We start from the raw sequence: 24,231 nt of genomic DNA, 5'->3' as shown, positions 1-24,231 counted from the left end.
TTATCAAATATACGAACTTTTTTAAGGCGCTAAGGCTCCGAGATTTTAAGTTACTAAGTTTATTAAAAAACCGACAAACCTTTTTATTCTAAAATGACTTCTAGATTGGTGCTTTCTGGATCTTTTAAACAATCAATAAGCTGAAATTCTAAGCTCAAAGATTTTTTATCTGAACTTATAACCGATTTTGAGTTTGAAACTGATTTTATGTTTCTAGAAAAATGATATTTTAAAACATACGATTGTGCCAGTTTTGAAGAGCCATATTTTTCTTTGAATTTTTCGGAATCTGCTTTTGCCTTTTCAAATTCTCGTGTGTTTATAATTGAAACTGAGCGTTTGAAAACTTTACCATCAAAATTATATGAGATTCTGAAATAATGATTTTCTGCCGTCAAAGCGTAATTATGCTGAATGTCAGACGCATAATCTTCTGTCTTAAATAAATCTGGAATTTCTGATGCTTTATTGAAATGAAGAAAAAATTCCGTTTTGTATTCTTTCTCAAAAGAACTCTTTTTTAAATGTGCTTTCACATTGGCATATTTTTGAAATAGCTGCTGTTCTTCTGGCTGATATCTTATGAAGTTTTCATTGTATTTATCGATATAATCTTTAAAAACATAAGTCGTATCCTGAAAAATATTTTCTTTACCATATTCTTCCCCTGCCAATTGCATATAATTATTTTCTTCTCGAAGCTGGACGACTTCGATATTCCCGCTTCCGTCTGGATTAATCGTGATTGTTTCGGTAATTTGACAACTTGCAAATAAAATTAGAATTAATAAGCTTGATAAATATTTCATTTTTTAAAGAAGGTTCTGATGTTTTGAGTTGCTAAGATAATCTGTTTTTAATTTAATTTCTTACAATATAGAAGGTCTAATAAAAACAAAATAGTCTAATCTAGCCCCGATAGAAGCGGTATCCTTTTTCTCCCTTCTTTAGGGAGGAAAAGATACAAGCGGATAGCGGGACTAAAGGTGATTGAAAACCAATAAATTGATGCTTCAAAAAATCTAAAAACTGCATTCTAAAATTTGCATTCTTTTCTTTATCTTTGCACACTTAAAAAAATAGCACAAAATGGCATTATCAGAACAAGAAATCATTAGAAGAGAAAAACTTCAAAACTTACGCAACTTAGGAATCAATCCTTATCCGGCTAATCTTTTTCCTGTAAATCATACATCTAAGCAGATAAAGGAGTCATTTGAAGAGGGTAAGAAGGTTATCGTTGCGGGACGTTTAATGAGTGTTCGTGATCAAGGTAAGGCTTGTTTTGCTGAGTTACAAGACAGCGAAGGGCGTATTCAATTGTACGTAAACCGTGATGTTTTGTGTGAAGGCGATGATAAAACTTTATACAACCAAGTATTTAAAAAATTAACCGATTTAGGTGATTTTATTGGTGTTGAAGGTGAATTGTTTACTACTCAAGTTGGTGCAAAATGTATTCGTGTTAGTGGTTTTACTTTCTTGAGTAAAACGTTACGTCCGCTTCCGTTGCCAAAAGTAGACGAAGAAGGAAACGTACACGATGCATTTAACGATGCTGAATTGCGTTACAGAATGCGCTATGTAGATTTAACGGTTAATCCTCAGGTTAAAGAAACTTTCCTTAAGAGAACCAAATTGTTCACTGCAATGAGAGAGTATTTTAACAATGCAGGATATCTTGAAGTAGATACTCCGGTTTTACAGTCAATTCCTGGTGGAGCTTCGGCAAGACCATTTATTACGCACCATAATTCACTTGATATTCCGCTTTACATGCGTATTGCTAATGAGTTATACTTAAAAAGATTAATTGTTGGTGGATTTGAAGGTGTTTATGAGTTCTCTAGAAACTTCCGTAACGAAGGAATGGACAGAACGCATAATCCTGAATTTACTGCAATGGAAATATATGTAGCCTACAAAGACTACAACTGGATGATGGAATTTGCTGAAGGTTTATTAGAGCATTGTGCGATTGCTGTAAATGGTACAAGCGAAGTTACTTTTGGCGAGCACAAAATCAACTTTAAAGCGCCTTACGCACGTGTTACGATGACAGATTCTATCAAACATTTTACTGGTTTTGATATTTCTGGAAAAACAGAGCAAGAATTGTTTGAAGCTGCAAGAGGAATGGGAATCGAGGTTGACGAAACAATGGGTAAAGGAAAATTGATCGATGAGATTTTTGGAGCAAAATGTGAAGGAAATTATATTCAGCCAACTTTCATTACAGATTATCCAAAAGAAATGTCGCCGCTTTGTAAAGAGCACCGCGATAATCCAGATTTGACGGAGCGTTTCGAATTAATGGTTTGCGGTAAAGAAATTGCAAATGCGTATTCTGAATTAAATGACCCAATTGACCAAAGAGAGCGTTTTGAAGATCAAATGCGTCTTTCTGAAAAAGGTGATGATGAAGCAAACGGAATTATCGACGAAGATTTCTTAAGAGCGCTTGAGTATGGTATGCCTCCAACTTCTGGAATGGGAATTGGAATGGATCGTTTGATTATGTATTTGACAAACAATGCTTCTATTCAAGAAGTTTTATTGTTCCCGCAAATGCGTCCTGAGAAAAAACAAGCTCAGATCGAACTTTCTGACGAAGAAAAATTCATCATTGACTTGCTTACGAAAAATGAAAATAGAATGGATTTGACGCAACTAAAAATTACAGCTAACTTAAGCGGTAAAAAATGGGATGCTTCTATGAAAAACTTATCTAAACACGGTTTAACTAAAGTTGTTGTTGACGGCGAGTTTAAGTTTGTGGAGTTGGTTGGGTAAATTCCTTTAAAACAATATATAAATTAAAAGGAGCTTTAAAAGCTCCTTTTTTATTGTTTCTGATTTTCTAAATAAATAACTAATTCATCTACATTAGTAAAGGGATTTAAATCAAACACATCTGTGCCTTCATTATTTTGAACAACAGTTATTCTACTTTTTTCAGCATTAGATTTGGCTGTAGTTATTTTATCTTTTAAAATTGAATAATGCTTGAAATTATTTTTCTCGTAATTCTCCATTCCAGCACATTTCTTCAATTCTTTTTCCAACTCTGCTTCTGAAGTAAAAGCTTTTGTTGAATTTTTATAATGCAATAAATACCAACCCTCAAAGCAGATACTTGAAAAAATTACAGTTATATTTTTCGTTTTAGCTAATTTAAAAGCTTCATCTCTTTTAGCCTGATTGTCATGATCAAAAACGACAAATATTTCTTCAAAGCCTTCTTTTTTTGCTTTTTTTATTGCTTCTTCTACAACACCTTTACAATCTACTTTGTTACTTTGAAAAACATTTACAGCAATAGTTTTAGGCAATCCTAAATCTTCTTTTAAAGCATTAAAATAGTTTTTCTCAGTCAATCCCTCACAAAGAATGAGAACCTTCGATTTTAATTCTCGTTCCTTAAATTTATTTTTAGGCCTTTTAGTCATTATTAGAATTTATAAAATCAATTAATTCATGTCTAAAAGTTTCCTTTGAAATATTTGGAACCGCTCCAAATCGACCTTCAATATACCATTTCTCAAAATTCCCGTCTCCTCTAATTCCTTTAATATCCGAAACAGTATATAATTCCGTTTCCCCTTTTGAATTTTTCTCCACTAAATTAATTTGATCTCTTCGTAAATTATTTTCAGGACTCAAAAGAGTTGTATCATGAGTTGCAAATATAAATTGAGCTTCATTTTTATTAACTTCTGGATCATTGAATAAGCCTAAAATATATTGAGCAATTTCTGGGTGTAAACTCCTTTCAAATTCATCAACTATTAAAACATGTCCATCAATTAAAGCGTTTAGTATTAACGGCACAAAAGCAATAAATCGCTGTGTACCAGAAGATTCATCTTCAAAATTAAATTCAATTTTTTCCATTTTACTATTTAAATGGAAAGTTTTAATTCTCCCGTCTCTTTCTTCAAGATCTACAACTTGCGTATCGATTTTCTGAATCAACGATTTGGATAAGTTTAAAATCCCTCCCCAAGCATCTGCATCATCAAACATAATTCTACTGAAAACTTCATTAAATCGATCAGAGTGCAACTTGTCCGTTGGCAAAATATATATCTTTCTAAAATTTTGATAAACTTCTTTTGCAACCTCAATATTCTCTAATGCCGCCTTTCCTAAAAATAATTGATTTTCATTTGTACGTTGCTTTATACTTTCAAAGATTCCTTCATACCCATTACCTTTTGTAATTTCTTGCCGATTCCTTTCAAACACTTTAACTTTTAACCCTTTTGGGAAACTAAAAAGTGATTCTTTTAGAACTTCTTTTCTAAAAACCTCTACAGAATAAATATACAAAGTATTTTCAATTAATAAATCAATTGAAAAAAAAGACGGTTGTTTTAAACATTCAGCACTCATTTTGAATGGGTTGAACAGCTCTATAAATTCATTTGGTTTATTATCTGTTGAATTTTGCACGAAAGTCTTAAAATCAAATAAAGCTTTAATTATATTACTTTTTCCACTTGCATTTGGTCCATAAATAGCTGCAGACGTTAAGGCGTAATACTCTTTATTTTTAGTGGCATGAGGATTTACATTTTTGATTACATTGATTGGATTTTTCAAATCACTAGGAATCATAGACAACTCAACCATTTCATTAATTGATCGAAAATTTGACACTCTAAAGTTTAACAACATCACTTAAGGGGTTAATTTGTAAATATTATGCAAATATATGCTTTATTTAAGCTTTTGGCGTCAAATAAAAGCTAAATTTTATAATTTGATCAAAACGCATACTTCTCCAATTTTCCTCCTTGAATATCCAAAACCTTAGTGCTTTCTTTTGGAACATCACCTTTTATAACTTCTTGAACAGATGGATTAGACGGATATTTTCCGTCTTTCATTTTTAAAAGATGAAATTTTCCCCCACTTTCAAATATAAGATCATAAAATTTTTCAGTTGCTGAAGTAGTTACATAAATTGGAAAATCGGTTACGGTGAAACGATTAATTACACTTCCATCATTATTTAAAATATAGCCCGAACAGCCTCCGCTTCCGCAGAAATAGGGGTTTGAAAAACCAACTAAATATTCGTTTTTCTTATCGTTATTTAAGTCGAAAGCATCGTAATAAAAATAACGATCCTCTTTTGTCATAGCAGGAATATCGTTCTTTAATAAAACCAACAATTGCTCACGTATTAGTTCTATTGCCTTGTCTTCTTTTGGAGCAGCTTCACTCAAATTGGCTGTTCCTCCAAGTGTTTTAGACAATGTATCTTGAACAACTGTTTTTACAATATTTTTTGAATTATCTTTATTCTGACAAGAACTCAATGCCAGAATAGCAATTAGAATTAAAATTTTATTTTTCATAATCTGAAATTTTAAATTCGTTATAATTTACACCAGCAAAGCGGCTTTATTTTCAATATCATTTTGTTCCAACAGAGATTTTATATTATTGAAAGTCACCAAAGCAATTTGTGTCAAAGCTTCATTGGTAAAAAACGCCTGATGTGCGGTTACCAAAACATTTGGAAAACTCATTAAACGCTGAATCGCATCATCTTGAATAATGTCCGCAGAAAGATCTCTAAAGAACAGTTTTTCTTCTTGTTCGTAAACATCAATTCCTAAATAACCTATTTTTCCTTCTTTTAAACCTTCAATAACCGACGCCGTTTCGATTAATCCGCCACGGCTTGTATTGATAATCATCACGCTGTCTTTCATAAAAGAAATTGAAGTGGTATTGATGACGTGTTTTGTCTGCTCATTTAGCGGACAATGAAGCGAAATAATATCACTTGATTTAAAAATCTCCTCTAAACCAACAAAAGAAACCCCATCCTTTTTCATCTCTTCGTTTTCAACAATATCATAAGCCAAAACTTTACAGCCAAAACCTAATGCTATTTTAGAAAATGCCTTTCCTATATTTCCAGTTCCAATAATTCCAATTGTTTTTCCAAATAAATCAAAACCTAATAATCCGTTTAGAGAAAAGTTTTGCTCACGAACTCTATTGTAAGCTTTGTGTGTTTTTCTGTTTAAAGTCAAAATCATCGCCATAGCATGTTCGGCAACTGCTTGAGGAGAATAAGCCGGAACACGACAGACTTTTATTCCATGTTTTTTAGCTGTTTCTAAATCAACATTGTTAAATCCGGCACAACGTAACGCAATAATTTTTACTTTTTTTTCTGCTAATTGATTGATAACCGTTTCGTTTACAATATCATTTACAAAAACACAAACAATCTCACATTCCTCAATTAAGGCTACAGTTTGCGGATTCAATTGCGTTTCAAAAAAGTCCAACTGAAAACCAAAATCTTCATTGTATTTATTGAAAAACGTTTTATCGTAAGGCTGAGTTGAGAAAAAGGCGATTTTATTGTTATGAGACTTCATAAATCTGATTTTGAATGATTCCTTAAAATTAAGAAAATTATTTCAAATCTCTTTAATGAAGTATAAATCAATCATTTTCTTTTTTGTGAACAACATCATTGAATTAGTGCGTTGAAAACTGCCAACCTCAGCAGGATAAAAATCTCCTTTAGATAAAAACTCACTCAATTTATATTCAATATATTCTTTAGTTTCTTCAGAAATCCAAAGCTTTATTGAATTATTCTTATAAAAAATAAAATCATCATCCTTAATTATAAATATTTGTAATAAAATATTTTCTAAGCTTTCTAATGTTTGAGTTTCAATTTCGACTTCATCGTGTACATTGAGAGATTTAATTTTATTAAGAAAATCAAATCCACTTTTATCATTAAAAATAAAATGTAGAGAGCCTAAAGTAAAACTTATTTTTGGCGGCATAGCTTTATTTTTAAGTACTAAAGAAAATCTCTTGCAACTTTAATTTGTAGAAATTCTGCTTCAATTTCTTTATTATTTGTGATCTCTTCTAATTGGAGTTTTTCATCTTGAACTATAAACCTAATCACTTTTCTTTCATTTGTAAAAAGAACACCAAACTCTTTATCATTTTCATCCTCACTGTAAGAAATCAATAATAAATTATGCATATCAAGATTTGATTCTTTAATTAATTCTTTTAAGTCCAACCATTCTTCATTTAAAAGCTTAGTCAATTCTAAAATTTCTTGCTTATTAATTCTATTTGTCTATTCTCCATAATTAAGTTTCTGCGATTCCGCCAATACCAACTATTTTATTATTTGTTGATTTAATTTTCATCAACAATACCTACCTCTTGAAGTCTTATAAGTCCTTCCAAAATAGGCTTATATTTCTTTGTAGGTTTTGCTAAGGGAGCCACGAGTACTTTGTCTAAATGTGGTGAATCTAAAAACATCTTAACCATAAAAAAAACATCTGGATAAGCAATCGCAAACTCTTTATTAAGTCTATCTATATTTGAAATATTCTTTTTTCGGATAATAAACTGTGAATCTTTATTTCGTTTGATTAAATCTGATGGAATTCCATTACAATCAAAAGAGAGCAATTTAGCTCCTGAAATATCAAGAGCGTATTCTATATTTTTATAATAATTATTACGTAATTCATTGAAGCAATTTTGTAAATCAGGTCTATCATAAATACTGAATGCTGCGGAATTTATTTTTAGATTCCCAATGTTACCTGATAACTTAACATTTTTAAAAAGTGGTGAATGAAATATTAAAATTTCATTAATTCTTAAGTTTTCTATTAATACATCTTCAAAAATACAAGGACCAATATCACAACTTGAAACTGACAAATTCTCTGCTATTACATTTTTAATATTACTTATATTTGATGGATTTTTAGAAAGAGAAAGAGCACAATTATCAAATATGCAATTTTTGAAAATTAAATCTGAGAAAATTGCACCTCCATCGTCAAACATCATTTTAAATTCTTGATTTACAAATTCTTTCATAATTATTATTTAATATCCTATATTTCTTTTAGATAATTAATACTCTTCATTTCTTCAAAATATTTTTTTATTTTGAAATTTTTCATTTTTATTATTTCACAAACTAAATAAGTTTTTTTTTTATAAACTGCCGCAATAAGTTATAAGACAAACAGATTAAGACACATTACTAATTAATAATCAGATATTTAAATCCGAATAAAATCAAATTCACATATATAAATTAAACCAATTCAGTTTATTATAGTCTAATATGCTATAACCTTAAAAAGACAAATCATGAAAAAATTATTAATTGCAGCTTTGTTATTTGTTGGAATAGCAAGTTTTGCACAAGAAAAGAAAGAAAGGTTAACTCCTGAACAGCGCAATGAAAAACAATTGCAAAAATTAACAACAGAGTTAAATCTGGATGCCAGTCAGCAAGCTCAAGTAAAACAGCTTTTAGCAGACAGAAGTGCAAAAGCTGAAAAACTAAGAGATGCACGTCAAGAGCAAAAAGAAAGCGGTACAAAACCAACTGCTGCAGAAAGAGAAGCTTTTAAAAAGGAAATGATGGCTGAAAAAGATGCAAACGATGCTAAAATGAAATCGATTTTGAATGCTGACCAATACACAAAATGGAAAACCATTCAAGAAGAAAACAAAGACAAAGCGAGAGAAAAAATGAAAGAATATAGAAAGGATAAAAACTAAACAAAAGAGGCTTAATTGCCTCTTTTTTATTTCTCAATATTCTTTAAACTTTCCTTAATAGTTTCTGTTAAATAAAAGATAAACCTCAAAATGCCATTAAACTTAATAATTCTGATCAAGTCTAATTGCTATAAACCTTTTTAAAAAAACGAATTATGAAAAAATTATTTATTGCAGCTTTATTATTTGTTGGAATAGTAAGTTTTGCACAAGACATCGATCAGAAGCCGACACGCGATCAACGAGAAAAATTAACTCCAGAACAGCGTAACGAAAAATATTTGCAAAAATTGACTTCTGATTTAAATTTAGATAATAAACAGCAAGAGCAGGTAAAACAGCTTATCGCGGAAAGAAGTGCTAAAGCCGAAAAGTTTAAACAATCTCGAAAAGACACGAAAACGCCTCCAACAGCTGAAGAAAAAGCAGCTTTCAAAAAACAAATGGAAGAAGACAAAGCAGCTAATGATGCTAAAATGAAATCTATTTTAAATGCCGATCAGTACACAAAATGGACAGCTCTAAAAAAAGAGCATAAAGGTCATCATAGAGGAAAAGATCATAAATCGCCACAAGAACGCGATCAAGCTCATTTGCAAAAGCTGACAACTGATTTAAACTTAAATGCGGATCAGCAAAAACAAGTTGGCGAACTTTTATCTGACAGAAGCACAAAGATGGCAATGCTTAAAAAAAGCAGAAAAGATTCTGGTGTTGAGCCAACTGAAGCTGACAAGAAAGCCATGAAAAAACAGATGGAAACAGATCATAAAGCTTATGATGCCAAAATGAAATCTATTCTGACAGCTGACCAATATAAAAAATGGACTGCAATTCAGAAAGAGCATAAAGATAAAATGAAAAAATACAGAAAAGATAAAAAATAATCTTAGTTCTAAAAAAGAAAAGGAGGCTTTAAGCCTCCTTTTTTATTAAAATGATTTTGATACCTTATCAATCGCATTGATTGTAAAATCTAAATCTTCGTAAGTCAATGCATCTGTAATAAACCACGTTTCGTATGCAGATGGTGCAATATAAACACCTTCTTGTAATAATCCGTGGAAGAATTTTTTGAATGTTTCGTTATCACCTTTTGCAGCAGTTTGAAAATCTGTAACTGGATTTGCATCAAAATGAACAGAAATCATAGAACCTACTCTATTAATCGTAAATACAACATTGTTAGCTTTTAAAACTCTATCGATTCCTGCTTCTAAATAAGCTGTTTTTTCTTCTAATCGTGTAAAAATTTCTCTATCCGAATCTAGAGCTTTTAACATTGCTAATCCCGCTGCCATAGCTAAAGGATTTCCAGATAATGTTCCTGCTTGGTAAACTGGTCCAAGAGGCGCTAGATAATTCATGATTTCTTCGCGGGCTGCAAAAGCTCCAACAGGAAGTCCGCCACCGATAACTTTCCCGAAAGTCACGATATCAGCATCAATTCCGTACAATTCTTGAACTCCTCCGCGCGCCAAACGGAAGCCTGTCATAACCTCATCAAAAATCAATAAGATTCCGTTTGCTGTACACAAATCTCTTAAACCTTGCAAGAATCCTTTTGCCGGTGGAATACATCCCATATTTCCAGCAACTGCTTCGATAATAATCGCAGCAATTTCTCCTTTATTAGCTTCGATTAAAGTTTTTACATTTTCTAAATCATTGTATTTTGCTAACAAAGTATCTTTTGCAGTTCCTTGTGTAACTCCAGGACTATTTGGAGATCCAAAAGTTACTGCTCCACTTCCCGCTTGAATCAAAAATGAATCTGAATGTCCATGGTAGCAACCTGCAAATTTTACAATTTTATCTCTTTTGGTAAATCCGCGAGCCAGACGGATTGCGCTCATACAAGCTTCTGTACCTGAATTTACAAAACGTATTTTATCAATATTTGGAACCATAGAAACAGCCAAAGCAGCGATTTCGGTTTCCAATTCTGTCGGCATTCCAAATGAAGTACCCAATTTTGCTTTTTCAATAACAGCATCAACAACTGGCTGATATGCATGACCCAAAACCATTGGCCCCCAAGAGTTGATGTAATCAATTAATTTGTTTCCGTCTTCATCATATAAATAAGCACCTTTAGCACTTTTTACAAAAATCGGAGTTCCGCCAACCGCTTTAAACGCTCTTACTGGTGAATTTACTCCTCCCGGAATTACTTTTTCTGCTTCAGCAAAAAGCTGACTACTTCTTTTATATAACATTTTTTATTTTAGATTTTAGAATTCAGATTTTAGATTAAAACTGAAAACTTATTTTGAATTTTAGATTGATTTTCAAAACTGATCCCGATAGCTATCGGGAGAGACTGCGACTGAAAACTTATTTCACTTTCAACCTCTGTCCGATCGAAATTGCATTATCAGTCAGATTATTTTTTCTTTTTAAATCTTCAACCAATAGATTGAATTTCTTTGAAATTGAATATAGCGTATCTCCTTTTTGAACCTCATACGTATTCGGATCGTATTGATTCATATTGATCTTTGGATCAGAAGCGACATCATAAGATGATTTTTTTGGTGGAGCTGTCGAAGTATTTATTGGCACATAATTTCTTCCTGTAACCTGACAATCGTATTGATGCAGATTGTAACGTTCAATATAACTAATTAATTTATCAGGATATTTTGGATCTGTTGCGTATCCGCAAGCTCTAAGTCCTTTTGCCCAAGCTTTGTAATCGTCTTTTTCGTAAGTGAATAAGCTAGCGTATCGTTTTTTTCCAACCAAAAATAAAGCGTGATCTCTATACGATTCTGATGCTTGAGGATATTTTCTAAAACATTCCTGAGCCGAATCATCATCATGGCGAACACTTTCTCCCAACCAATCATTATGGCATTTTATTCCAAAATGATTATTAGCATCTACAGCTAAATCTCCTCTTCCCGCACCAGATTCTAAGATTCCCTGCGCCAAAATAATACTCGCCGGAATTCCGTAAGTTTTCATGTTTCCCATTGCAATTTCTTTGTACTGCAATACATAATTATTAATCAAATCGCTGGTAACAACTGTTTTTGATGTAGATTGAATAACCTCAGTTGTATTATTTGTAGAAGGGTAATTTTTACCGATTGGTTTAGCAGGAGTACTTCTTTTTGTCGCCGCCGTTCGAGTTTGAACAGCTGCCGCTTTTTTAGTCGTCGCGATGGCAGGCTTACTAGAAGAGCAACTTGCTAAAGCTAATATTACGAGAAGTAATACAATTTTTTTAATCATTGGTTTTGAGTATTGGTAATTTTTTCTGCTTCAACTTTATATTCATTCCGTCAATTCCCTGCAATCCGCCAGTGTGAATGAGTAAAATTTTTGAATGTGCAGGAAAATAATTTTTGCCGATTAAATCTATAACGCCAAAAACCATCTTTCCTGTATAAATTGGATCTAAGGGCACTTTTGTTTTTTCAAAAAAAGCATTAATAAATTCAATTAATTCTAAATTTATCTTGCCATAACCTCCAAAATGATAGTCAGAAATTAAATTCCAGTTATCTTTTTTTGCAAAAATACGAATTTCATCGTTTAAAAAGTCACCTTTTAACGCTGGAAAACCCAAAATTTTCTGATTTGGCAACACACTATTAATTAATCCAGAAATCGTACCGCCAGTTCCAACCGCACAGCAAACGTAATCAAAAACTGAATCTTCATCTGTCAAAATCTCTTCACAACCTTTTACAGCGAGTTCATTTGTGCCGCCTTCTGGAACTAAATAAAAATCACCAAACTTGTTTTTCATTTTCTCAATAAAAGATGCTTCGCTTTTTAATCGATACTCTTCTCTCGAAACAAACTCAAACTCCATTCCGTTTTGCTGAGCAAATTTAAGCGTTGGATTTTCTTCTATTTTGTCGAAAAATTCGTCTCCGCGAATGATTCCGATAGTTCTAAAACCTTGCTCTTTTCCTGCATAAGCTACCGCCGCAATATGATTGGAGAATGCTCCTCCGAAAGTCAATAAAGTGTCTTTATTTTCAGCTTTCGCCTGAAGTAAATTGTATTTCAGTTTTCTGAATTTATTTCCTGAAACAAACGGATGAATTAAATCTTCACGCTTTATTGTCAACGAAATATCATTCGGAAATTGAATATTTATGGATTGATTGAAAACTGGATTCATTTTAATTTGATATAATTCAGAAACTGAAAAACTGATCGCTTTTTGAGATAGTTCAAATTAGTTTCGTTTGTATACGCTTCTCTTTCAAAACTGATGTTTCGGTACGCTAAATCTTTGTTTTTGTATTGAATTAACCGAATTAAAAACTCAAAAACATACCAAATAAAGAATGGAAGAATTAACATTTCTAATTGCTGACGTAAATGTATTTTTTCATGATTAACAAAAACTCCATTTGCTTTATCAAAATCATATTTTACCAAAACAAACGGAAATACAGCCATTCCTCGATATCCTTTCGGAATTAAATATTTAGCAACAATCAGAAACATTGGCTGTAAAATTTATAAATTTGTAGCTATAAAATTGTTCGATTTCAATAAAATCATAATCAAATATTTTTATTTTTGATTTTAATTATTCGAAAAAGAACGCGAAGCAGATTTATGAAAGAGCAAAGTAATGAAAATAAATTAATCGAAGGAGAAGATTTTTACTATACACCTGAAGGTTACAAATGCTTGACCGAAAAACATCATTTAAAACGTGGTTACTGCTGTAAAAGTGGCTGCCGCCATTGTCCGTACGGATTTGATAAACGAACAGGGGAAATAAGAAAGAAATAAATTAGATAATGTGACAATTTGAAATTAGAAAATTTAAATAAACTCCAATTTTTAAATTCCAAATTCCAATCTAAAATCAACAATCCTAAATCAACAATCTAAAATATTAATATGGATATCCATTCACGAAAATTCAGGATTAAAATCCACAAGTCCTATCATAGGCCGGATATCCGTTATCCTTAGTTTTTTTAATTAGAAAATGTGACAATTTGAAAATTAGATGATTTAAATAAATTCCAATTTCCAATCTAAAATTAGAAATGTGATAATTTGAAAATTATTACCGATAATATTCATTTGCATTTATTTCGCTCCGCTGGAGCTTTTGTATTGCGTGATTATTGTTTTCTATAAATATTACGTCTTTCTAAGGCTTTATTTTATCAGCTCCAGAGGAGCAATATTTATAGAAATCATTTAACTATTTGTCATATTTACGCTCCCGAGGGGCGACATAATTTTATAAAAAACAAAAAATTAATCTGTTGTTAATCTAGCTGAAATATCTTAGCATCTTAGAACCTTAGCAACTTAGCATCTCCAAAAGAAAATGACTTTCAAAGAACAAATACAACAAGGAATACCAAATATATTACCACCAAAAAAGGAATACGATTCAGCGATTAATCATGCTCCGAAACGAAAAGAAATTCTTTCAGCAGAAGAGAAAAAGCTAGCATTGAAAAATGCTTTGCGCTATTTCGATCCAAAACATCATGCAGAATTAATTCCTGAATTTTCAGAAGAATTAGAAACTTATGGGCGTATTTACATGTATCGTCTTCGTCCTGATTATAGAATGTACGCAAGACCAATTGATGAATACCCAGGGAAATCGTTGCAGGCAAAAGCGATCATGCACATGATTCAGAACAATCTGGATTATGCAGTGGCACAACATCCGCACGAATTGATTACTTATGGCGGAAACGGAGCTGTTTTCCAAAACTGGGCGCAATATTTATTGACAATGCAATATCTGTCTGAAATGACAGATGAGCAAACTTTAACGATGTATTCTGGCCACCCAATGGGATTGTTTCCTTCGCATAAAGAAGCACCAAGAGTTGTGGTTACAAACGGAATGGTAATCCCGAATTATTCTAAACCTGACGATTGGGAAAAAATGAACGCTTTAGGGGTTTCGCAATACGGGCAAATGACAGCGGGAAGTTATATGTACATTGGTCCTCAAGGAATTGTACACGGAACAACTATTACAGTTTTAAACGGTTTCAGAAAAATAAAGCAAAATCCAGAAGGAAGTTTATTTGTAACTTCTGGTCTTGGCGGAATGTCGGGCGCACAGCCAAAAGCTGGAAATATTGCAGGTTGTATTACGGTTTGTGCCGAAGTAAATCCGAAAATCACAAAAATCCGTCACGATCAGGGATGGATTAACGAAGTCGTAACTTCTACTGACGAATTGGTTGCCAGAGTTACTTTGGCGAAAGCCAACAAAGAAACGGTTTCAATTGCTTATTTAGGAAATGTTGTGGATGTTTGGGAACGTTTTGATCAAGAAAATATTAAAATTGATTTAGGTTCAGATCAGACTTCACTTCATAATCCGTGGGCTGGAGGTTACTATCCAGTTGGAATTTCGTTTGAAGAAGCAAATGATTTAATGGCAAATAATCCAGAATTATTCAAAGAAAAAGTTCAAGAAACTTTACGTCGCCACGCTGCAGCAATTAACAAACATACTGCAAAAGGAACTTACTTTTTCGATTATGGAAATGCCTTTTTATTGGAAGCTTCACGTGCGGGAGCTGATGTTATGGCTGAAAATAATATTGATTTTAAATATCCAAGTTATGTTCAGGATATTATGGGTCCAATGTGTTTCGATTACGGATTTGGTCCTTTCCGTTGGGTTTGTACTTCTGGAAAACCTGAAGATTTATTAAAAACAGATGCTATTGCTTGTCAAGTTTTAGAAAAAATGGCTGAAACTGCGCCAAATGAAATTCAGCAGCAAATGCAGGATAACATCAAATGGATTAAAGGTGCGCAAGAAAACAGATTGGTTGTCGGTTCTCAAGCCCGAATCTTATATGCTGATGCTGAAGGACGAATTAAAATTGCTGAAGCCTTTAATCAAGCGATTGCTAAAGGAGAAATTGGCGCTGTGGTTTTAGGACGCGATCACCACGACGTTTCTGGAACGGATTCTCCTTATAGAGAAACTTCAAATATTTATGACGGTTCTCGCTTTACAGCCGATATGGCCATTCATAATGTAATTGGAGACAGCTTTAGAGGAGCAACTTGGGTATCAATACATAATGGCGGTGGCGTTGGCTGGGGAGAGGTTATAAATGGTGGCTTTGGTATGGTTCTTGATGGTTCTACAGAGGCTTCAAAGCGTTTAGTTTCAATGCTTTTCTGGGATGTTAACAATGGAATTTCAAGAAGAAGCTGGGCAAGAAATGAAGGTGCTGTTTTTGCTATAAAAAGAGCTATGGAAGTTGAGCCATTATTGAAAGTAACTTTACCTAATCTAGTTGACGAACGTTTGCTTTAATTAAATTGAGAACATTAATTCTTAGAAATATGAAAACACTTAAGTTAATTCCGTTTTTGCTATTGCTGATACTTACTTCTTGCAGTACCGTGACTGTTTATTCTGATTATGACAAAACTGTCGATTTTACGCCTTATAAAACGTACGCCTATTTTAAGCCCGGAATTGACAAGGTCGAAATATCAGATTTAGATAAAAGAAGAATTCTACGAGCAATTGATGATCAAATGCAAGCTAAAGGCTTTACAAAAAGCGATAATCCAGATTTGTTAGTAAACATCTTTACTAAGTCAAGAGAGCAAGTAGATGTAAACCAATTTACTGCTGGCTGGGGTTATGGCTGGGGCTGGGGTTGGAATCCTTACATGATGTATGGAGGACAAACTACAGTTTCTACTTCTACTGAAGGCACTTTGTATATTGATTTAATTGATGCTAAAAAGAAAGAAATGATTTGGCAAGGTGAAGGAGTTGGAACTCTGACAAGAAACATCGATAAAAAAGATGAAAAAATTGCTGAATTCGTTGCTAAAATTTTAGCTCAATATCCGCCAGTAAAAAAATAATTCTTTACATTTGCCTTTCAATCAATAAAGAAAATGACAAACTTTAACAACATTATTATCGCTATTATTAGCATTATTGCAATTCAGCAGTAATGGCGAGGTGCTATATAAGTTTGTAAAATATAATTTATAGAAACCTCCCAATTGGGAGGTTTTTTATTTTAAAAAAGTTTAAGACAAATATTTTTTTGCCACAGATTTCACAGATTCACACAGATTAAAAATTATAATCCTTTTAATCTGTGGCAAAAAAAATAAAAACAAAACATCATGAGTTTATTTGAAGAAGTACTTAATGCCCAAAAGCATCTTGAAAATGTAGTTGCCGCAACACCTTTAACGCAAAATTTGAATCTTTCAGACGAATTTGAATCTACTATTTTACTAAAAAGAGAAGATTTACAAATTGTTCGTTCCTATAAAATTAGAGGCGCTTATAATAAGATTTCTTCTTTAAATGAAAAAGAAAAAGCAAACGGAACTGTATGCGCCAGTGCAGGAAATCACGCTCAAGGTGTTGCCTATTCCTGCAATCTTTTAAAGATTCATGGTAAAATTTACATGCCAAAAACAACTCCAAAACAAAAGGTAAAACAAGTTCAGTTATTCGGAAAATCATTTGTTGAAATTGTTTTAACTGGAGATACTTTTGATGACGCTTATGCTTCGGCAACTGCAGATGCGATCAAAAATCATAAAACATTCATTCATCCTTTCGACGATGAAAAAGTAATCGCTGGACAAGGAACTGTTGGATTAGAAATCTTAGAAAGTTTTAAAGAACCAATCGATTATGTTTTTGTTCCTATCGGCGGTGGCGGACTTGCTTCTGGTTTATCCGAGGTTTTCAAACATTTAAGTCCACACACAAAAATAATCGGTGTTGAGCCAAAAGGCGCCCCTTCAATGAAAACTTCAATCGAAGAAAACAAAAATACACCCCTAAAATCAATTGACAAATTTGTTGATGGTGCAGCAGTTAAACAAGTTGGCGACAAAACATTTGAAATCTGCCGTTATAATTTAGAAGATATTATTTTGGTTCCAGAAGGAAAAGTCTGCACCACTATTTTAAGATTGTACAATGAAGAAGCCATGGTGGTTGAACCAGCAGGAGCTTTAACAATTGCGGCTTTAGATTTTTATAAAGATAAAATTAAAGGAAAAAATGTCGTCTGCATTGTAAGCGGAAGTAACAACGACATTGAAAGAACTGCCGAAATAAAAGAACGCTCTTTGCTTTACGAAGGTTTAATGCATTATTTTATGATTCAGTTTCCGCAACGTCCGGGAGCTTTAAAAGAATTTGTCAACAATATTTTAGGTCCAGATGACGACATCACTTATTTCCAGTTTGCCAAGAAAAATAGCCGAGAAGTAGGTTCTGTTGTGGTTGGTTTAGAATTGAAAAACAAAAATGATATAATGCCAATCAAACTGAAAATGACCGAAAATGGTTTTGAGTTTCAATATCTGAACGATAATCAAGATTTGTTTACGCAATTGATTGGATAATAAAAAACAAAGGCTGTCAGATGGGATGACAGCCTTTTCAAATTCAATACAAATTACTAATTGAATTGTGGATGTAATTATTGCTTCAAGATTTTTTTCGAATATGAACCTTTACTATCGTTAACTTTTACAATGTAAACGCCTTTTGGCAATCGAGAAATTTCTACTTCTGCTTGATTTCCTTTCACAAATTTTACATTCTTCTTTAAAACTGGCTGTCCAGTAATATTGAAAACCTGCACTTCAGCATCTCCTTCATGATTCGTATCAATTTTTAAAGAATCATCTGTTTCATTCACAAAAATAGTCATATCATTTGAGCTTGTATTTTCAACTACAGTCGTTTGTGCTGCTAAAGCGCTTTTTGCTGTAGAAGATTCAACCTGTACTAACTGCCACTGCTGATTTAACCCTCCTGTATAAGACCAAACCTGAATATTAGCGCCATTTGCTGTAGAAACATTTTCAACATCAAGCGATTTGCCACTGTTTACGTTTATAATTTTATAATAACCTGTGCCAAGACTTGTTACTGTCCATTTGAATTCATTTGAAGATGAGAACGTTTTCTGCTGTACTTTTAATCCATCAGCTGTCCCGTTGTTTTCAACAGCCAAATACATTCCTGTCGATTTTACGATGATGTAATAATTACCGCTTCCGTCAGGAACAAATTTCCAACGTTGGTTACTTCCTCCTCCGTTTGTTATATCATACTGCTGGATTCTGCTTCCGCTTGTAGTAGCATTGTCAGCCACATCTAAACCTTTGTTACTGTTTCTTGAAATAATGTTATAATATCCAGGAAATTCGGTAGGAGGCGGTGTTCCAGAGCTCCAAGTAAAAGTAACAGCCGACGAAGCTGGAACTGCATAATTAAATGCCGAAGATCCTGAAACCACTTTTATTGTATTTGACGAACCTCCAGAATTATATACTACAAGTGCAGTTGACCCGTCAGGGTTTTTGAAAGCAGCAGACTGAATACTGCTGTTTGTGCTTGAAGCCCCAATTCGCACAGCACCCGGTTTCACAAATTTTGAAATCTGACCAATAATATAATACGCTACATTTTTAGTATAACTTGTGCTGTTATTTACTGTAATAGCACCTAAACAAGTGCTGCATCCTCCTGGAGTGCGTGGCCCTAAACTTGAATTATTTGCAGCATTCCATTCTAAAACTGTTTTAGACCAGTTATTTGTACTACCAATAACTACGTTTTGCATATGCCAGCCAAAATCTCCACTAAAACTTCCGCCAGAACCCGTGTATTGTTCTGTGAAATAAACGTTTTTATTGGTTTGAGTTTTTACCGTTGACATAGCTGAGATGTTTCCTAAATACAAGTGAAATGCTGCTCCGTCAACATAAGAACTGTTATTTAAAACATCAATTGGATAGGCTGTATTGTCGCAATTGTGGTCAAAAGCAATGATTTTGATGTTTCCGTAACCCGCTGCAGCCATTTGAGGTCCAAGTTGTTGATTAATGAAATTCTTCTGTTCTGTAGAATTCATCAGCATACTTGGTTCGTTGTTTGGATTTTCTGGCTCGTTTTGTGGTGTAATTCCCCAAATATTAATACCTTGTGCTTTCATAGCATCAAAATATTTTACGAAGTATTTCGCATACGCTGCATAATATTGCGTCTGTAGAGAACCTCCAACCCAAGCCCCATTGGTTTTCATCCATCTTGGTGCAGACCAAGGCGTTGCCAAGATTTTGATGTTAGGATTAATGAGTAAGATTTTTTTAAGGATTGGAACCAAATAAGTCAAATCAGGTCCGTTCAAGCTGAAATTATTCATGTTCGTGTCGCCCGAAGTTTCATTGTAACTGTAAGACGAGCTGCTTAAATCTGAAGCTGCAATACTAATACGAACTACGCTTGCATTTAATCCCGTTGTCGGATTGTATAAATCATTCAACAATTGGTTTTGCTGTGTCGTTGCCATTCCAGAAATAACTTCACAGCTTCCTTCTGTAAGCGTATAACCGAATCCGTCCATGGTTTGATAGGTCGTTCCTGCATTTACTGTTACAGTTGAAGGATTTGTTCCTGAATTGGTTCCGAAACTTACAGTCGCCTGCTGCTGTAATAATTTAGTTTGATCTCCTGAGGTTATCCAAGGAGTTACCGTCTGAGCATTTAAGCTGTTCATGAATAAAAGCGTACCGCAACATAATAGTTTCAACGCTTTACTTACCCGAATTGTAGGTGTTTGAGTAGTTTTGTGCATTCTTTTGTGGTTTTGGTTTGATAATTAGTTTTTTCTTATTTATTCAGTTTTATTTTATTAAAACATCACAATATTATGAGTATTTTCACAACATTATCAATTTTTTAACTTTACAAATACACATCAAATTAAAAAAATCGATATAACAAAAACTCATCTTATTGTTTTTCAAAACTCTGAAAAACAATATTTTAAAAAATTAAAAATCATAAAAAACTTACCTATCAAAACCAAAATAACTCATCATAAAATATAAAATCTATACAATTCCTTACAAAATGCGATTTTGCCTAGCAAATAAAGGCATATGACAATTATCAGGAAGGCAAAAGAAAGATATATTGTATTTTTGCAGTTTACTTAAAATACAATAAAATGACAGCTTTAAAAGATATTTCGACAATAGAAGATATTCAGCAAATGGTTAACAGCTTTTATGCAAATGTCAGAAAAGACGATTTAATTGGGCCAATATTTAATGACAAACTACAAGATCGCTGGGAACCTCATCTGCAAAAAATGTATAATTTCTGGCAAACCATTTTATTTGATGTTCGCGCTTATTCTGGAACACCTTTTCCTCCGCACAAACAATTACCCGTCGACAAAACACACTTTGACCGTTGGATTGCTATTTTTAATTCAACAATTGATTCGCAATTTGCAGGACCAATAACAGAAGAAGCTAAAATGCGAGCTACTAATATGGCTTTTATGTTCAGCCATAAAATTGAGTATTTCAGAAATGCAGAAAATGAAATGAGGAATGCAATAAAAAAATCTTAAAAAATTTCTTTCAAATAAAAGTAGAACTCTATATTTGAATAAATGAATTAAACCCAAATCTATATTCTTTTATTTATGAAAAAAATATTTTTTTTTATTGCAATCTGTTTCTCATTTTTAAATCAATTATCAGCACAATCCCAAACTTCAGCTTCTAATTTATACAAAGGAACAGTTGACGGAAAAACTCCTATAACTGTTTACATTAAAACAGAAGAAAATCCTTGCACAGCAGATTTGATGTATACTTCTATGTATCGCTATAATAAATCTAACAAATGGATTCAGCTGAATATCACTCAAGGCAAAAAGAAAGAAAACGAATTTATTATGGTAGAACAGGGCTTTAGCGGTGTTTTAATTTTGCAGAAAAACGGAAACTCCTTTACTGGTTTGTGGATTAGTCCTGATACTAAAAAACAATTGAAAGTTGAGCTAAAAGAAGCTGCCATGACTAAAAAAGAATCGGAAAATCTCGAAAAGACAATGGAAAAAGTAAATTATGAAAATAATGACTGCTAAAATTTGATTTTCGTCAAGCTCTTTAAAATCTACAAAAATGCAATAAAAATCAATTTCGAATAAAAATTTTGTGATGTATGATAAAAATTCGAGTCGTAAATTCGTAATTTTACATTTTAATCTACAACGTTTTCGAAATGAATCCAAATATTGAAACCAATCCGTTATTAGAGCGATTGCCTAAACATTTACAGCAATTTATTAAACCTCAAGATTATAGCGATTACACTCCTATCAATCAGGCGGTTTGGCGATATGTGATGCGCAAAAATGTAGATTATCTTTCTAAAGTTGCGCACGATTCTTATTTGGAAGGTTTACGCAAAACGGGAATCGAAATAGATTCTATTCCGAGCATGTACGGTATGAACCGAATTCTTAGCGAAATTGGCTGGGCTGCGGTTGCCGTTGACGGGTTTATTCCGCCAAATGCTTTTATGGAGTTTCAGGCTTATAACGTTCTAGTTATTGCTTCAGACATTCGTCAATTGGAACACATTGAATATACTCCAGCTCCAGATATTATTCACGAAGGCGCTGGCCACGCTCCTATTATTGCCAATCCTGAATATGCCGAATACTTGAGGCGTTTTGGAGAAATTGGCTGTAAAGCGATTTCTTCTCACAAAGATTACCAAATGTATGAAGCGATTCGTCTGCTTTCTATTTTAAAAGAAGCTGAAGATACGCCACAAGAAAAAATCGACGAAGCAGAAAAAGCGGTTGCCGATTTACAAAATGATATGGGCGAATTGTCTGAAATGGCTCAAATTAGAAACCTGCACTGGTGGACCGTAGAGTATGGATTAATTGGAACAGTTGAAAATCCGAAAATATATGGCGCTGGATTGCTTTCTTCTATTGGTGAAAGCGCGCATTGTATGACAGATAATGTGAAGAAAATCCCTTATGATATTTCAGCTGCGAATCAGAATTTTGATATTACACAATTACAGCCTCAACTTTACGTAACACCAACTTTTTCTCATTTAAGTTTGATCTTAGAAGAATTTGCCAACAAAATGGCTTTACGAACCGGAGGACTTTCTGGAATTCAAAAACTGATTCATTCAAATGCTTTAGGAACTATTGAATTGAGTACGGGTTTACAGATTTCAGGAGTTTTTACCAATGTCATTGAAGAAGAAGGCAAACCAGTTTACATCCAAACAACAGGAAAAACGGCTTTGGCTTATCGTGAAAAAGAATTAGTTGGCCACGGAACTTTAACGCATCCACACGGATTTGGAAGTCCGATTGGGAAATTGAAAGGTTTTAATCTTGCAATTGAAGATATGAGTCCGAAGGATTTACAGGCTTATAATATTATTGAAGGTGAAAAAATAAAACTAGAATTCGAAGGCAATATTATTGTTGAAGGTGAAATTATTACGGGTTCACGTAACCTTCACGGAGAAATTATTTTAATCAGTTTTAGAAATTGTACCGTTACACATGGAGAAACTGTTTTGTTCCAGCCTGAATGGGGTAATTATGATATGGCCATTGGTAAAAAAGTAATTTCTGCTTTCTCTGGACCTGCCGATGTGAATAGTTTTGATCTAATTAATATTGTTCCGTCAACGAAAACGATCAAAGCAAAACATACAGATGAACGCGATGACTTAGAGCATTTATATGCCGCTGTTCGCGAAATAAGAACTAATAAATCTTCTAAAACAGAACTGAAAAACGTTTTTGAAAAACTTAAAAATAATCATTCAAACGACTGGCTATTATCTGTCGAAATTGCTGAACTTTTGAATGATTCTGATGAAAAACAGCTTTTACAGGAAGTTCTAGTTCATTTAGATCAATTGAAAGTAAAACGTCCTGAAATTGCACATTTAATTTCTGGCGGTTTGGATTTGATTTTTGATAATTTGCCACAAAGGCGCTAAGACGCAAAGTTTTTTACTTTTTTAAGTTTACTTTTCGACTCTGCGTCTTTGCGAGATTCTTTTATAGCTTTGATCCCAAATCCTGACTTAATTCAGTTTCAGACTCAATAGTTTTTCCGTTATATTGCAGTTTCCAGCCCATCGAATTGGTCATGATTAAAATCTTAGACAATTCGCTTATTAGTCTGTTTTGAGCGTTTGTTTTAAGGGTAGATTTTTCGATTTTCTTAGCCAGATTCGCTTTTACCGATTTATTGATTTTATTGTAATCATCTCCCGTAAACGGATTCAGTTTGCTTTGTTCAACATCGTAAAACTGAATATCTGGGTTTATGGTAATTTCCTCTTTCGGAATATTTAAAATCGTGATGGTTTTATTTTTTTCATCAATATCATATTTCATTTGATGAAGATCATAAGCCACCGTTACGTTGGCATTGACCACAATTAATGCTTTTTTCTCAAAAGAAATCATGTCCATCAAATACTTCTGCTGGTTTTTATAGGTAATGACCTCTGAAAAATGTCCTTCGGTTACAACCAATTTACCAACATTAAGAATCTGCTGCTGAATTAAATTGGTGTTATATTGAATATCAGAATCGTCGTCTTTTTTGAACTGGCAATATTTAAACCCCAGAACAATTATTAAAACAATAACTCCAACACCTATAATTCTTTTAATCAAGTTTTGCATTCCTCTAAAATATTTTAGACCAATTTACTTCTTTTTATTCTTTTTCCCTGCCACGAATTCACGAATTTTCTCTAATTTTTTGTCTATTATTTTTTCCAATTTCACA

General features: G+C 33.0%; 24 protein-coding genes. 10 read left to right on the top strand and 14 right to left on the bottom strand.

The genetic code is table 11. The features are described from left to right. Window positions 1–83: 83 nt before the first annotated feature. The gene (locus tag ACNRYB_RS09690; RefSeq protein WP_473729940.1) at window positions 84–809 is read right to left on the bottom strand and encodes a hypothetical protein; all 726 of its coding nucleotides are present in this window, start codon (window positions 807–809) and stop codon (window positions 84–86) included. 280 nt (window positions 810–1,089) lie between these two features. On the opposite strand from ACNRYB_RS09690, the gene lysS reads away from it, so the two are divergent. Further along, window positions 1,090–2,793 (top strand): lysine--tRNA ligase, encoded by a 1,704-nt coding sequence (lysS, locus tag ACNRYB_RS09685; RefSeq protein ID WP_473729939.1) that lies wholly within the window; start codon window positions 1,090–1,092, stop codon window positions 2,791–2,793. Between the two features lie 50 nt (window positions 2,794–2,843). Here lysS and ACNRYB_RS09680 read toward each other — a convergent pair whose 3' ends face one another. From ACNRYB_RS09680 to ACNRYB_RS09650, 7 genes are all read right to left on the bottom strand, one after another. Beyond that, window positions 2,844–3,449 carry an RloB family protein gene (locus tag ACNRYB_RS09680; protein WP_129746272.1) on the bottom strand — a complete coding sequence of 202 codons (606 nt, stop codon included), beginning with the start codon at window positions 3,447–3,449 and terminating at the stop codon, window positions 2,844–2,846. Beyond that, on the bottom strand, window positions 3,442–4,620 hold the full coding sequence (locus tag ACNRYB_RS09675; protein ID WP_242502486.1) for an AAA family ATPase: 1,179 nt from the start codon (window positions 4,618–4,620) through the stop codon (window positions 3,442–3,444). Before ACNRYB_RS09675 ends, ACNRYB_RS09680 begins: the two co-directional genes overlap by 8 nt. 149 nt (window positions 4,621–4,769) lie before the next feature. Then, entirely contained in the window at window positions 4,770–5,366 is a 597-nt protein-coding gene (locus ACNRYB_RS09670) for a hypothetical protein (RefSeq protein WP_473729938.1), read from the bottom strand. 27 nt (window positions 5,367–5,393) lie between these two features. Continuing rightward, window positions 5,394–6,407 carry a 2-hydroxyacid dehydrogenase gene (locus ACNRYB_RS09665; protein ID WP_473729937.1) on the bottom strand — a complete coding sequence of 338 codons (1,014 nt, stop codon included), beginning with the start codon at window positions 6,405–6,407 and terminating at the stop codon, window positions 5,394–5,396. Window positions 6,408–6,449: 42 nt separating this feature from the next. Next, window positions 6,450–6,830 carry a hypothetical protein gene (locus tag ACNRYB_RS09660; RefSeq protein ID WP_473729936.1) on the bottom strand — a complete coding sequence of 127 codons (381 nt, stop codon included), beginning with the start codon at window positions 6,828–6,830 and terminating at the stop codon, window positions 6,450–6,452. A gap of 17 nt (window positions 6,831–6,847) precedes the next feature. Next, window positions 6,848–7,105 carry a hypothetical protein gene (locus ACNRYB_RS09655; protein WP_473729935.1) on the bottom strand — a complete coding sequence of 86 codons (258 nt, stop codon included), beginning with the start codon at window positions 7,103–7,105 and terminating at the stop codon, window positions 6,848–6,850. 95 nt (window positions 7,106–7,200) lie between these two features. Beyond that, a complete protein-coding gene (locus ACNRYB_RS09650) occupies window positions 7,201–7,902 on the bottom strand; it encodes a hypothetical protein (protein ID WP_473729934.1) in 702 nt (233 codons plus the stop codon). Window positions 7,903–8,181: 279 nt separating this feature from the next. Here ACNRYB_RS09650 and ACNRYB_RS09645 point away from each other — a divergent pair, with 279 nt between their 5' ends. After that, entirely contained in the window at window positions 8,182–8,598 is a 417-nt protein-coding gene (locus ACNRYB_RS09645) for a hypothetical protein (RefSeq protein WP_129746276.1), read from the top strand. A 155-nt stretch (window positions 8,599–8,753) separates the two neighbouring features. Then, entirely contained in the window at window positions 8,754–9,485 is a 732-nt protein-coding gene (locus ACNRYB_RS09640; protein WP_473729933.1) for a hypothetical protein, read from the top strand. A 45-nt stretch (window positions 9,486–9,530) separates the two neighbouring features. Here ACNRYB_RS09640 and hemL read toward each other — a convergent pair whose 3' ends face one another. The 4 genes from hemL to ACNRYB_RS09620 all read right to left on the bottom strand — a co-directional run bounded on the left by hemL (window position 9,531) and on the right by ACNRYB_RS09620 (window position 13,071). Next, window positions 9,531–10,817, bottom strand: coding sequence for a glutamate-1-semialdehyde 2,1-aminomutase (hemL, locus tag ACNRYB_RS09635; protein ID WP_473729932.1), 1,287 nt, complete (start codon window positions 10,815–10,817; stop codon window positions 9,531–9,533). 118 nt (window positions 10,818–10,935) lie between these two features. After that, complete coding sequence (locus ACNRYB_RS09630) at window positions 10,936–11,838, bottom strand: glucosaminidase domain-containing protein (protein ID WP_473729931.1); 903 nt, start codon at window positions 11,836–11,838, stop codon at window positions 10,936–10,938. Then, the gene (locus ACNRYB_RS09625) at window positions 11,831–12,739 is read right to left on the bottom strand and encodes a 1-aminocyclopropane-1-carboxylate deaminase/D-cysteine desulfhydrase (protein WP_473729930.1); all 909 of its coding nucleotides are present in this window, start codon (window positions 12,737–12,739) and stop codon (window positions 11,831–11,833) included. The genes ACNRYB_RS09630 and ACNRYB_RS09625 overlap by 8 nt, the downstream gene beginning before the upstream one ends. Then, a complete protein-coding gene (locus ACNRYB_RS09620) occupies window positions 12,736–13,071 on the bottom strand; it encodes a hypothetical protein (RefSeq protein ID WP_473729929.1) in 336 nt (111 codons plus the stop codon). Before ACNRYB_RS09620 ends, ACNRYB_RS09625 begins: the two co-directional genes overlap by 4 nt. Before the next feature lie 114 nt (window positions 13,072–13,185). Here ACNRYB_RS09620 and ACNRYB_RS09615 point away from each other — a divergent pair, with 114 nt between their 5' ends. The 4 genes from ACNRYB_RS09615 (at window position 13,186) to ilvA (ending at window position 17,976) form a co-directional block, all read left to right on the top strand. Then, on the top strand, window positions 13,186–13,365 hold the full coding sequence (locus ACNRYB_RS09615) for a DUF5522 domain-containing protein (protein WP_473729928.1): 180 nt from the start codon (window positions 13,186–13,188) through the stop codon (window positions 13,363–13,365). A 553-nt stretch (window positions 13,366–13,918) separates the two neighbouring features. After that, window positions 13,919–15,895, top strand: a complete 1,977-nt coding sequence (locus tag ACNRYB_RS09610; protein ID WP_473729927.1) for a urocanate hydratase — start codon at window positions 13,919–13,921, stop codon at window positions 15,893–15,895. A gap of 29 nt (window positions 15,896–15,924) precedes the next feature. Then, a complete protein-coding gene (locus tag ACNRYB_RS09605) occupies window positions 15,925–16,461 on the top strand; it encodes a DUF4136 domain-containing protein (RefSeq protein WP_473729926.1) in 537 nt (178 codons plus the stop codon). A 270-nt stretch (window positions 16,462–16,731) separates the two neighbouring features. Continuing rightward, a complete protein-coding gene (gene ilvA, locus ACNRYB_RS09600) occupies window positions 16,732–17,976 on the top strand; it encodes a threonine ammonia-lyase IlvA (RefSeq protein WP_111364180.1) in 1,245 nt (414 codons plus the stop codon). A gap of 77 nt (window positions 17,977–18,053) precedes the next feature. On the opposite strand, the gene ACNRYB_RS09595 is transcribed toward ilvA, so the two are convergent. Then, on the bottom strand, window positions 18,054–20,219 hold the full coding sequence (locus tag ACNRYB_RS09595) for an RICIN domain-containing protein (protein ID WP_473729925.1): 2,166 nt from the start codon (window positions 20,217–20,219) through the stop codon (window positions 18,054–18,056). Window positions 20,220–20,594: 375 nt separating this feature from the next. On the opposite strand from ACNRYB_RS09595, the gene ACNRYB_RS09590 reads away from it, so the two are divergent. The 3 genes from ACNRYB_RS09590 (at window position 20,595) to ACNRYB_RS09580 (ending at window position 23,428) form a co-directional block, all read left to right on the top strand. Beyond that, complete coding sequence (locus ACNRYB_RS09590) at window positions 20,595–21,005, top strand: group III truncated hemoglobin (protein WP_129746285.1); 411 nt, start codon at window positions 20,595–20,597, stop codon at window positions 21,003–21,005. A 75-nt stretch (window positions 21,006–21,080) separates the two neighbouring features. Continuing rightward, window positions 21,081–21,527, top strand: coding sequence for a hypothetical protein (locus tag ACNRYB_RS09585; RefSeq protein ID WP_473729924.1), 447 nt, complete (start codon window positions 21,081–21,083; stop codon window positions 21,525–21,527). Between the two features lie 137 nt (window positions 21,528–21,664). After that, window positions 21,665–23,428, top strand: coding sequence for an aromatic amino acid hydroxylase (locus ACNRYB_RS09580; RefSeq protein WP_473729923.1), 1,764 nt, complete (start codon window positions 21,665–21,667; stop codon window positions 23,426–23,428). 61 nt (window positions 23,429–23,489) lie between these two features. Here ACNRYB_RS09580 and ACNRYB_RS09575 read toward each other — a convergent pair whose 3' ends face one another. Next, window positions 23,490–24,125 (bottom strand): DUF4230 domain-containing protein, encoded by a 636-nt coding sequence (locus ACNRYB_RS09575; protein WP_165352416.1) that lies wholly within the window; start codon window positions 24,123–24,125, stop codon window positions 23,490–23,492. Window positions 24,126–24,231 lie beyond the last annotated feature (106 nt).

It is taken from the genome of Flavobacterium sp. CR10, assembly GCF_055814415.1.
The sequence above is the reverse complement of the archived record's forward strand: the minus strand, read 5'-3'. Positions and strand labels throughout refer to the sequence as shown.